The organism is Flavitalea flava (assembly GCF_054461575.1).
The window spans coordinates 86,422-98,720 of record NZ_JBTLQH010000014.1 but is presented as its reverse complement, the minus strand read 5'-3'; the positions used below and the strand labels follow the sequence as shown (position 1 = coordinate 98,720).

The following is a 12,299-nucleotide window of genomic DNA, read 5'->3' as shown; positions in this document are numbered from 1 at the left end:
TACCTCAAAAAGAAACAGAAACGTTGACGTTGTATGCCTTGATCACCGGCATCGCCAGTCCGGTGGTATTGTCGATTTCCGGGTCCTGGCCATGCAGGGCTTTGCTGGCGATTACAAAAGGTTTGCTAACGCTTCCGCCTAAAGACATTCCTTTAACCGGCCACCGGCTCATGATCCGGGCAGGTAAATTATAGTTCACACTTATCATATTGCAACGCAGGAAGTCGGCATTGTACAGACGGGCGCTGGATTGATCATACAAGGAGTAGGGAGAACTCTTATATGATGCTCCCGGCAATATGACCCCTCCACCTGTTTCATCGTAGTTGGAATAGCTGGGAATATTGGTATGCATTTCATCACCCGGATTTTTCCATCTGTTGTTCAGATCCTTGACAAGGTTCATTTCCGGAGGCGGCGCCAGTGCCACCCCTCCGCCGATGCTCGGATAGATAGGATACAGGCGTTTGGTATTGCCAAAGCTGAAGGCAAACGTTGCCATAATGCTCAGCTGCTTATAGCGTAGGGAAGTTGTGGTGCCGCTGTTGATCAATGGTCTTTGGAGACCCGAATAAGTAAGGTAGCTGGAAGGGACCGTATTGGAAGGAATGGGATGGGCTCCGAAATTGTTAAATACCGGGTATCCGTAATTGTGATCCAGGCCGGCAAAAGAATAAGACCAGAAGGAGCCCGCCGGTTTACCTGTAATAATAGCCGTTCCGTTCAGGTAATCGGAATAAGTATTGGTAATGCTCGCCTGATTGACCTGGTTGAAGGTCTTGCCAAAACTGAAATTCTGGGACCAACTGAAATTTTTTGTCCGCACCAGAATAAAATTGGCCGACAGGTCAATTCCCCAGTTGAACATTGTCCCGTAATTCATGAACATACTGGGAATACCATATTCTTCCGGCAGGCTGCGGGAGAGCAGGAGGTTGGAATTATGGGTCGTCCATACATCGCCGGTCATACTGATCCTTCCATTGAACAGGCTCAGATCCGCACCGAAATTGGTTTGGATGGTTTTCTCCCAGCGGAGATAAGGATATGGCAGACTTTGGAGGTTAAGGACAAGTTCATTTGAGCCGGGATCAACGGGTGAAGTGGGATAGGAAGCGATCAGGTTGGGTCCCACCTGTGATATGACATTGCCCTGTGTGCCGAAGGAGGCGCGAAGACTCAATCCGTTTATTACATTGCTTTTTTGCAACCAGGGCTCCTGGGTAACCTCCCACCGTCCCGCCACACTCCAGTTGGGGAGGAAACGCTGATTGGAATATTGCCCGAAACGATTGGACCCGTCGGTGCGAAAATTTGCGTTGAAGATATATCGCTTATTAAGGCTGTAGGATAGGATTCCCAGCCAGGACAAGGTATTGGTTGTCTGGTTTGTTTGGGTTATAGTATGTACTACGGTAGTATTTGGATTAATATACGCGCCACCTCCTGCATTATAATATGCGGAATAATAAGTTTGTCCACGGTCGGGGTAATAGCCCAGTTCCAGGGAACTTTGTCCCGTTTGGTGTATGGACTGGAATTCCTGTGTAAGGCTAACGGAAAAATTATCCCGGCTGGCAAAAAGTGATCTGTCGAAACTTAAAGTATGGCGGACGGTATAAGCGGAGACCCCATTGGTCGTGGGATAGGCTATTCCGCCGAAAGGAAGGGAGGATTTTACCTGTTGCTGGCTTCCGTTCACTACACTCCCATAATCATAACCCCTGATCTGGGCAACATTCCAGCTTTGTGCATCCGCAAATCCTAAAGCCGTCGTGCTGTTTGCCTGGCCTCCGATAGTCGCTGAATAGTTCAATCCATTCAGGATTCTGTAATTCAGATTGGCGTTAATAGAATAGTCTTTCGTATTGGAGGTATTCCCGGTGTGCGCAAGCTCATTCTGTATGCTATAATGCAAAGGGCGGTTGATGGTACTAAGGTTGGCTATGGAAAAGCCGGTCACATAGGGTGAATCTGCCGAGATCGCTCTGCTGGTCCGGAGGGCATAAACGGAAGGATTAACGCCGGCATAAAAACTGTTGGCCCCGCGATAACTTCCTGCCATCCCCATGCTGAAGGTTACCCGGTTATTCAGGCTGGAATTCAGATTGATCATCCCGGTATACAGGTTCATATTATCGCCGGTATAATTTCCTTTTGCGGCATCATAGCCAAAAGATGCATAATAGGTAGTTTTACCGCTGCCCCCGGAAAAGCTAAGGTGATGTTGTTCACTGAACTGGTTTCGTGCGACAAGCTTAAGCCAGTCGGTGTTCATGGTCTCAAAGGAGGCGACTTCAGCGGCAAATTGATCCTGTGTGATCTGGCGGGCCTTAAAGGCCGCTATCGCACCTTCATAGGAAGCGGGTATAGGATTGAATTGATAGTATATTCCCTTTGCCCATATTTCCCTCGAAACATCGATCCGTTCCCTGGAATTCATGCCATTGATCTGTCCGTAATTAGGAGCGGCTTGCAGACCCAGGTTCACGGAATAATTCATCTGTGTGGCGCCCGCCTTTCCATGTTTGGTAGTTACAATGATTACGCCATTTGCGGCCCTGACTCCATAGATCGCTGTTGCCGCTGCATCTTTCAGGAAGGTAATACTTTCGATATCCAGCGGACTGACGCCGGAGATGGCATTGCCGACAATGGAGAAATTGGCTTGCTGCGCCGATTCAAGGACGGCGCTGGTTTGCAGCGGTGTAAGTTCGACGGGATCATTCTTTATAATGCCGTCAACTACCCAGATCGGGGCCGTGGTGCCCAGCAGGGTATTGGTGCCGCGGATACGCAGCGTAGGTGTGGAACTGGGGCTGCCTGAATTGTTGATGACCATCAGACCGGGCACCTTTCCCTGCAGCATCTGGTCGACCGTGTGGGCTCCCGGCTCCAGGAATTGTTCCGGCTTGAGCGTGAAGGTGGAGCTGGCCAGCAGGCGTTTGTCCACCCGCTGGTAACCGTTGACGACATATTCTGTCATTTCCTGTGGGGCAGAGTCCAACGCAATACGCATCAAACTGCTGTTTCTTACAATACGTTCCGTAGTCTTCATGCCCAGGTAACTGAATTTCAAATGCGCCCCAATAGGCGCCTCAAACGCAAAGCCCCCCTTTTCATCAGTTCTGGCACCGACGTGCTCATCGCCCACGCGTAGTTCAATACTGGCATTGGCCAGTAGATTGCCTTTATTGTCCGTTACCAGCCCGGAAATATTGATCCAGGTTTCCCCTTTGACGGGATCACTGTTTTTTTTACGGGGAATGATCATGACCGAACCATCCGTTCCTTCAATATATTGCAGATTGGTATGGACCAGCATTTTTGCCAGTACATTACGTGCCGGCTCATTGGTGACCGAAAGTGTCACATTCGGCTGGGTTTTGAGCGTCTCCAGGTTATCGGTAATGGCAAGCCGGGCCTGATCCCGTAATAATTTCACGGCCTGGGGGAACGGCATATTGGTGACCGAAAAGCTGATCTTTTTATCCAGGGGATTAACAACGGGCTTATTCTGAGCCCGCAACGCGGAGCAGAACGCCATACTCATCAGCAAAAATATCACGGGCAAAGATAGCCTGGCCCTTTGCCAGGTAATGGCAAAGAATGATAAGTCGATCATTTCTTAAGCAGTTTTTAAGTAAATAAAAGGTGGATAAGGCCTGTTTTGGTTAGTGTTTGTTTGGGTTACGATTAATTTTGAAGAACCGCACTTCTCTTCCGGTCGTTTCGAAACCGACTCCCTCAATGGTGCTGGTAATCGTATGCAGTACTTCCTGCAATTTTTCCGGTGCCTTCATATTTACCGTAAAATGAAGATCGGCCAGTTCGGGATCGTCGAAAACCAGGTTGTAATCATATTGACGGCCCAATTGTGTTGCGATCTTTTGGAAAGAAGCATCCTCCAGAAAAATGATGCCGTCTTTCCAGGAGGTAAAAAGATAAGTATCTACCTTGTTTTTTTTAAGGCTTGTCTTCTTTCCCGTTTCAAAAAGTGCCTGTTCACCTGGCTCCAGTATAACCGCCGTTTCCGCTTCGCTTACGTTGACCTTACCTTCTGTAAGCGTGGTGAGCAAAACCGGATCATAGGTATTGATATCGAAGGCCGTACCCAATACTTTAACGGACATATCTTTGGCATGTACGATAAATGGATGAGCCTCGTCTTTACTCACTTCAAAAAAGGCCTCGCCTTCCATCGTCAGTTCCCTGGTGCTCCCGGTAAAGACGGTCGGATAGGTCAGCCTGGAGCCCGCATTGATCCATACTTTGGTCCCGTCCGGCAGAATTAACCTGGATTGGTTGCCGCGTGGAACTTCCAGGGTATTGAAAAATACGACCGGGGAGGAAGGTTCGTCCCCAGCAGTTCTTTTTTCCCCCGCATCCGCACCTGCAACGGCAGATTCATAGGACACAATGCCCTTACCGGCCCGGATAGTGGCGCCATCCTGCTCCTTCAAGGTTTGTGCGGTGTCCAATCCTACCCGGCGGCCACCGGCTAGGATCAGCTGAACACCATGGGAAGGCGGCAGATCGGCCACAGCGCCCGATGCGGTGGAACCTGTATGGTTCCCTTGTATAGACTCATGTTGTCTGCCCCACCAATACAGACCTGCCAGCATAACCGGCAATAAAATGGCGGCGGCATACAGAAACCGCTGGATCCGTCGAACAGGCATTGCCCGTTGAGGTATTCCGGCATCGATATGATCTTTCACCTTGCTCCATCCGGCATCCACAGGGAACTCCCGATCCGCATCCGGTTGTTGCAAGAGTATCCTGGTCCTTCTGAGAAAGAGCAATGCATTTTTTTCTTCCTCGGAAAGATCACCCGTACTTTCCGGTGGAAGCGAAGACTTCTTCAGCAATTCTTCCAGCTTATCCCAACGGATCCCGCTGTTATCATTTATTTCCATACGATGGGGTAATGTTCATTCCTGTAATAAGGCAACCCATGCTTCAAATAGGGTGAATCTGTCACAGAAAATTGTTTATAAAAATTACAATCCAGGCCAGCAACAGCCCTGCGCATTCCTGCCGCAGGAACTGGTAGGCCAGGCGGATCTGGGTTTTTACCGTATTGACCGAAATATTTAGGCGGCTGGCAATCTGGGCATAAGACAAGTCATCCTTATTGCTTAACAGGAATATGATGCGTCTTTGTTCAGGCAGGCGTGCGATCACCGACCAGAGGGCCTGTTCCCTGGAAGCCTGGGTCTGTTGCTGTTCCCTGTCGGCAGCCTCATCTGTGGAGAGTGCCTCACCAAACAGATTGTCATACGGGATATTTCTTTTCGATTGCTTAAGGTAGTTGAGGCAAGCATTTTTCACCGCTCTGGACGCATAATGCCGGAAGTTGTGAATGAGGCCCAATTGCCCCCTTTTGTTCCAGCAATAGCAGAAGAATTCCTGAACGATATCCTTCGCTGCCTCTGCATCTGTAACAATAAAATTAGCGGATAGACATAAAGCCTGGTAGTGCTCGCGGAATAAGGCTTCCATTACTGCAGGGTCGGTTATATGTAGGTTCTTCTCATGCACCTCGGACGATCAGGCAATTTTCTCTGAACAGTTAATTAAAAAAATCTCATGATGGACAAGCAGCCGAACGAATACGATAAGGAGAATGGTATTTTTCAAATGTAATGAAATCAGAAGTCTTCTCAAAGAAATAAACTTGCCTGCCGGACAAAAGTCCGGGCAGGCAAGTTGTAATTTTATACGGGAACGGTTATTTATTTTCCATCGTTTACAGATTGTTAACACCATGCTCCCGCAGGACTTTTTCCAGCGTCTCCGCATCCTTGATAAAAGAGCCGATGATCTTACCCTGTGGATCGACAAGGTAATTGGTCGGAATAAACCCTATCTGGTATTGCGCTGCAGTTTTACCGGTAAAACCTCCGGCCAGGTCACATATTTGCGTCCAGGGTAATTGATCCTGGTGAATGGCTTTCATCCAGGCGTCCTTCTGGGTATCGATGGAAATACCCACGATCGTGAAGTTCTTGTTCTTGAATTTTTCGTACATGGTTTTTAAACCCGGATTGGCCTCCCGGCAAGGCTTGCACCAGCTGGCCCAAAAATCTACCAGCACATATTTCCCCTTGAAATCCGCCAGGGAAACCTGGCGACCCAGGGTATCGGAGGATGTGAACACGGGAGCCAGCATCTTCCCGGCCTTGAGGCTGTCCGCATAAGCAAATAATGGCATCCCGGACAAGACATGCGCCTGGATATCTCCGATTTGTTGGCGCATCACCCTTACATAGGCATTTTTTTGAGCTGCCGGCGTCAGTTTGCCAATCAACGCAAGGGTCTCTTCTGCCGAAGCCTGCGAACTGATCGTCACATTAATAACATATCCGCTGACACCGGAATTCAGATGCTTCATTACCCATTTCTTACCCAGCTCCATCAGCATCAATTTCTGATTATACTGTGCGGCTTCCAATTCCTTAAACCTCTTCCTATCCCCTACCTGTTGCGCTTCTGCCATTTCGGCTGCCAGGTCCTGATCACCATGGCTGAAAAGGAGAGAATCGTTCATCATTCTGTCGACATCATTAAATTCTTCAATGAATGCCGGGCCTGTGATAGTTGATTTATCATAAGCCGGCCAGGATCCCTTTATCGTGACTTGCCCCGGGCCCAGGTAAGTTAAGAGCGCAGCAGATGGCTCCGGACCTTTCCCGAATTTCAGCACATACACATCCCCGCCATCTTTTAGTTTTCTGTCAAAATGGAAACTATGGTTTTTCACCAGGACAGAATCCGAGTCCTCACCCCGAAACCCGTAGAGGTAGATGGTCGAATCATTGGGCATACCGTCGATGGTAGCGTTCAGGACCAGGTTCTCCTGGGCATGACCGTAGGTTGCGCAAACGAATAGCAGTGATAAAATATGCAGCATTCTCTTCATAAAGATGATTTTTAGTTTGATTGTTTTTAATTTACATTTTCGTGTGTAAGCATCAGGCCTTCGAGTATATTAATTTCGGCGATATTGGTTCCTATGATAAGGCCGTTGGGGTCAATGAGGAAATTTGCCGGGACGCCGATGATATGATAAAGTCGTTTGATCCTGCCACCGTAATCGGGAGGTTCGAGCACCTGCGTCCAGGGCAGCGCATCTTTATGGACAGCGTCCAGCCATGCTTTTTTGCTTTGGTCGATGGAAATACTTACTATCGTGAAGTTCCGGTCTTTGCATTTGTTATACATGGCCACCAGGTATGGATTCATTTCCCGGCAGGATCCGCACCAGCTCGCCCAGAAATCCAGCAGTACATATTTGCCCCTGAACGCGGAGAGAGCTACCGGCCGGTCAAGGGTATCCGGAGCAGAGAAGAGGGGTGCCTGGTGTCCGGCCTTTACAACGATGTCCGAGTCCAGCCGGTATTTCAGTTCTTTGCCAATCGCATTATTCAGGGCTTCCGGTGTCAGTTTTTCCACCCAGCTTTTTGTTTCATTCCTGGGAATCGCCAGACTGATATAGGCTTCGATGACATAGGCGCTCACACCTGAATTTGGGTGTGCGCTCACCCAATGCTTACCCAGCTCCGCCAGCTTTTTTTGCCTGCTGGTCTTATCGCCATCGGTTGCAGCCATTGTACGCTTCATTTCCTGTACTTCTTTCCATTCCCTGACAAAAGAGCTGCCTGTTATAACCGCCTTGCCAGGATCAGACCAGTTGCCCTTGATATGCACCTCCCCCGGTCCAAGGTAAAGGGTGATGGAAGTGGCGGGTGTTTGGTTCTTACCGACCTTGATTGTATACACATCGCCTCCTTCCTTCAGAACTCTGTCGAACCGGAACCGGTGATCCTTTACATAGGTTGAATCGAAGTCTTCTCCCGCAAAACCTGTCAGGTAGACTACCGAATCATTGGGAAGGCCCGAGATCTCAGCATTCAGATGTAATTTTTCTTGCGCATACCCGGAGTAGGCGAAAAGGAGTGACAAAAACCAGCCTGATTTCTTCATAAGGAACGTTAACTTTTAAGGGTAGAAAAATCGCGTTATCATCTTTTGGGGGTACTCTCTTTGGAGCTACCCATTCTTTAGGGTTACTCTTTTTTAACGGCATCCGTCATGTCTTCCAGGACTTTTAATGCCTGCATCAAGGTTACATCGCGGGACAGGGCTGCGTCCTGTTGCTGAAATAAACCCGGCCTGGCAGAGATGGGGCCGGAGGCAGACGATGAGGTTGAACTATCCTGTTCCATGCCGTGAAAATCAAGACCCTGGCCGACCGGCAATTTCAATAAGATTTCTAATTGCTGCCGGTGTGTTTTGATTGCCGCCATTTCCTTCCGGTAATGCTGGAAGTCAAGAGGAAATGGCCCTTCGGCATGTTCCTTAAGCCATGCCGTTTGCTGACTTACCGCCACCAGTGCGCTGTCCCTGCTTACCCGGGTGATCGCTTTACTGACTGCATTTTCGTATCCGGCCATGGGACAGGGAGAGAAAGGGAGGGCTTCGATATGGTCCCATTCCAGGGGCGCAAATCCATCCTTCTCCCTGATCGGGAGGTATTCCCGTCCGTCGGGTATGATCACATCGGGTATAACCCCTTTTAGTTGTGTGGCGTCTCCTGTAATCCGGTAAAATTTTTTCGTCGTCAGTCTGATAGAACCATAACTGATATTCGGGATGCCTTTACGTTTGTCTCCTATTTTACCCAGTGCCCTGCTCTCCTGAGCCGTGCCTTTCCCAAAAGTCGGGCTTCCTATAATGACCGCCCGTCTGTAATCCTGCATAGCAGCGGCAAATATTTCCGAAGCAGAGGCGCTGGATTCATTGACCAGGACCGTCATGGGACCGGCAAATATCGCCTTTGCCGTATCGCCGTATTTTCCCATTCCCTGTATCCCCCCCTTTCCTTTTAGTTGAACCACAGGACCCGTGGGGATGAACAAGGCCGCCATTTGTACCACTTCGTTCAGGGAGCCCCCGGGATTATTCCGCAGGTCGAACACCAATCCCTTTGCACCTTGTCTGATCAGTTCCTTCACCTTTTCAGCAATATCCCTGGCGCAATGCGGACCATCGGCTTTAGCGACGTCCTCATAGAATTCCGGCAGATAAATATATCCCCATGCCATGCCTCCCCGGCTGATGATCGCGCTCCTGATCCCTGTCTGTTGATCGATGATCTCCCCCCGCTCCAGTTCAACCGTACTGCGGCCGGAACCCGGTCTGTCAATCAGCAGACGGACGGAAGTGCCTTTGTCGCCCCGGATCATACGGGTAACTTCGGTCGAACTCATTTCCGAGACATCTGTCATTTCTCCTTTTTCATTGCTTACGCCCACTATCCTGTCATAAACCCGGAGCAGACCGCTTTTAAAAGCATTTCCCCCAGGAAACAGCCGCTGTATGATGACTGGTCCGTCGGCAACATTCAGTTCCATGCCCAGGCCGAAATAACGCCGGCTAAGTTGTTCTGTCACCGATCTGGATATCAAAGGAGGAAAATAAGTGGTGTGCGGATCCACGCAGCTGGTAATAACATTAATATACTGGCTGAACTGATCGTCTTCCCCTGCGGAGGAAAGCGCCATGTGAAATTTCGTATTCAGTGCTTGCAGTACCTTTTCCCTTGCCTTTTTTTCCAACTGCTGAAAGGAAGAAGTGGAATCGAAAGCCTGCAGTTCAACCAGTTTGTTCAATACCTGTATCCTGATTCGGCGCTGCCAGATCCTGTCCCGGTCATTATTATTCGCTGGAAAATCGATGGAATTCCCCTCTTTTATGCTCAATAAATTGTTTTTCGCGGCCAAAGGTCTGTCCAGCAGTTTCGAATAAATCTTCATGATCTCCGAGAGACGCGTCTTATACAGGCCTACAGCCGTATCAAAAAAAGCGGTGGAGGAGGCGTGCATTTCGTCGTCTATCTGCGTGTCATAAGTCTGAAGACGACGGATGTCGGTGAGGAGATAAACGTCCTTATCCCTGTCCAGGGTGGACAGAAATCTTTTCCAGACCATCCGGGAATAGGTGTCATTGATACGGGGCGTCGAAAAATGGTCATCTTCCAGATCCATGGTGACCGCATTCAGGGTCGCCTTTCTCGTTTCCATCACCTGCCCTGTGTCGCTGCCGTTACCTGCAAAAGCAGACCGGGTAAAAATTAACGAAATAAACAAAAAGGTAATGGTCCGCATGGCCATACTGTTGCTTTGGTTAAAGATGAAGAGTGTTCTTCATCAAAGGCAACCGTTTTGGGAAAAAGGGTGAAGACCGGCTTCTAAATTTTATAAAAAATTGCCTTCCCCTGTTTCTTCATCAACTCCATCTTTACTTGAATATCATCCTTCAATTTTTTGGGCAGCGAAGCATAGGAAGCATCGGCCTCGGTCCTCCTTCCTACATCCAAAGTGCTGTTCTGATGGCGGATCGCAATTTTTTTCCCCTTATAATAAATGATAAACTTGATCCTGCCATCGTCATACCCATTATCTGTCGATGTTCCATATACAAGAACAGGGTCGATTAAACCGTCATCATCATAATCTTTAAAGGAAAAATAACTGGTCCAGAACCAAATGGAGGTTTCTCCATTTTCATGCATATTAACGAAGTCATTTAGTTCCCAGGTTTTAGACAGCCGGTTATTATCGATTTTCAGATTAATCGCTTTTATGGAATGATTAAAGGTGTCGACTTTATCTTCCCCTTTCGCAATCGAATCATTACTCTCAGACAATACGCAAAGATATTGGCCTGATTTGTCTTCATATTTGTAAACGCGGAAGACCGGATAATTAATTTTAAACTCTTTTTTAACCGAGTCATTTAGCAAGGTCGTTATTTGAGTACGGGATAATATTTCGTAACCTGGACCAATCTTTTGTGCACAAAGAAAATTCGGTGTAAAGAAGGTCAGAAAAAGAAGAATAGGGCTGCTGAAAATTGTTGAATACATAAGAGGCGAAATTTAGATTATCTGCCTGAATTACGAAAGGGATAGAACTGTTTAGTTAAAATTATTTCTGATGAAGACATACTCCATTTCCGTCAGGATCTTTAAACCAGGTGAATTTATTATTGTATTACAAAAAAGACGTATTTGATAAAAGGTAGAAAACAGCTTTCAAACGAAACCTGATCTTACATTTAATAGTTAATTTAGATCAATGTCAACTATAACCAAGCGGAGCCTGCTATTAGCAATCCTGCCAACCCTTTTCCTGTGTATTTTGGCCAGGGCACAAAAGATGGATTTTGAAGAATACGATCCGAAATCCACGCTGGTCGTTCCTGCGCATATTATTACCCGGGCGAAGTATCCTTTTATCGATATCCATAACCACCAATGGGATATGCCCTCACAAAATCTCGGCGACCTGGTTAAGGAAATGGACAAACTCAATATGGCCATCATGAATAACCTGAGTGGCCGGGGATATAAAGAGGCGAATGGCATTTTCGATGTCCAGGATTCCACTTATTTTAAAAAGGCGCAAGTCAATATACGGGCTCATTATCCCAACCGGTTTATTCAGTTCACCAATATCTCTTTTGCCCATTACGGGCAAAAGGACTGGACCGCCCGTGCAGTGGCAGAACTGGAGACCGATGTGCGAAATGGGGCGAAAGGGCTCAAGATCTATAAGGACCTGGGTATGGAATTCCTGGATCTCAAAGGAAAAAGGATACCCGTCGATGATCCCGGATTGGATGCCATTTGGGAGAAATGCGCGTCGCTTCATATTCCGGTGCTGATCCACTCCGCCGACCCGCCTTCCTTCTGGGATCCGATGGATAAATACAACGAGCGCTGGCTGGAACTAAAGACCCATCCAGGTCGTAAAAAGGAAAATGCCAACCCCGCATCCTGGAAGACCATCATCGAAGAGCAGCATCATATATTCCGGGCCCACCCCAAAACGATATTTATTGCCGCCCATTTCGGATGGCTGGCCAATGATCTTGTTTCGCTGGGAAAATTACTGGATGAATGCCCGAATGTGCAGGTCGAGATAGCGGCTATTATTGCGGAACTGGGAAGACAACCCAGACAAGCGCGGGATTTTTTTATCAAATATCAGGACCGGATCCTATTTGGAAAGGATTCCTGGGTGCCATCCGAATACAATACCTATTTCAGGGTACTGGAAACAGCAGATGAATATTTCCCTTATCACAAAAAATATCATGCCTTCTGGCGCATGTATGGCCTGGCCTTACCGGATGAAGTCCTGAAAAAAGTATATTATAAAAATGCCCTCCGGATTCTTCCCGGAATGGATAAGGTTGCTTTTCCCCAATAACCCCAAAAAATATAAACT

At 48.0% G+C, this 12,299-nt stretch carries 8 protein-coding genes; 1 reads left to right on the top strand and 7 read right to left on the bottom strand.

The window, feature by feature from the left end; all coding sequences use genetic code 11:
* Positions 1-4: 4 nt before the first annotated feature.
* The 7 genes from ACX0G9_RS14720 to ACX0G9_RS14690 form a co-directional block, all read right to left on the bottom strand.
* Positions 5-3,625, bottom strand: coding sequence for a SusC/RagA family TonB-linked outer membrane protein (locus tag ACX0G9_RS14720; RefSeq protein WP_459065684.1), 3,621 nt, complete (start codon positions 3,623-3,625; stop codon positions 5-7).
* Positions 3,626-3,674: 49 nt separating this feature from the next.
* Positions 3,675-4,919: a FecR family protein gene (locus ACX0G9_RS14715; RefSeq protein ID WP_459065683.1), complete on the bottom strand. Its 1,245-nt coding sequence runs from the start codon at positions 4,917-4,919 to the stop codon at positions 3,675-3,677.
* A 61-nt stretch (positions 4,920-4,980) separates the two neighbouring features.
* Positions 4,981-5,505 (bottom strand): RNA polymerase sigma-70 factor, encoded by a 525-nt coding sequence (locus ACX0G9_RS14710; RefSeq protein WP_459065682.1) that lies wholly within the window; start codon positions 5,503-5,505, stop codon positions 4,981-4,983.
* A gap of 247 nt (positions 5,506-5,752) precedes the next feature.
* Positions 5,753-6,925, bottom strand: a complete 1,173-nt coding sequence (locus ACX0G9_RS14705; protein WP_459065681.1) for a redoxin domain-containing protein — start codon at positions 6,923-6,925, stop codon at positions 5,753-5,755.
* Between the two features lie 26 nt (positions 6,926-6,951).
* Positions 6,952-7,989: a thioredoxin-like domain-containing protein gene (locus ACX0G9_RS14700; protein ID WP_459065680.1), complete on the bottom strand. Its 1,038-nt coding sequence runs from the start codon at positions 7,987-7,989 to the stop codon at positions 6,952-6,954.
* Positions 7,990-8,072: 83 nt separating this feature from the next.
* The gene (locus tag ACX0G9_RS14695; protein WP_459065679.1) at positions 8,073-10,178 is read right to left on the bottom strand and encodes a carboxy terminal-processing peptidase; all 2,106 of its coding nucleotides are present in this window, start codon (positions 10,176-10,178) and stop codon (positions 8,073-8,075) included.
* Positions 10,179-10,255: 77 nt separating this feature from the next.
* Complete coding sequence (locus ACX0G9_RS14690) at positions 10,256-10,933, bottom strand: M949_RS01915 family surface polysaccharide biosynthesis protein (RefSeq protein ID WP_459065678.1); 678 nt, start codon at positions 10,931-10,933, stop codon at positions 10,256-10,258.
* A 211-nt stretch (positions 10,934-11,144) separates the two neighbouring features.
* On the opposite strand from ACX0G9_RS14690, the gene ACX0G9_RS14685 reads away from it, so the two are divergent.
* Positions 11,145-12,281 (top strand): amidohydrolase family protein, encoded by a 1,137-nt coding sequence (locus tag ACX0G9_RS14685; protein ID WP_459065677.1) that lies wholly within the window; start codon positions 11,145-11,147, stop codon positions 12,279-12,281.
* The last annotated feature ends 18 nt before the right edge of the window (positions 12,282-12,299 follow it).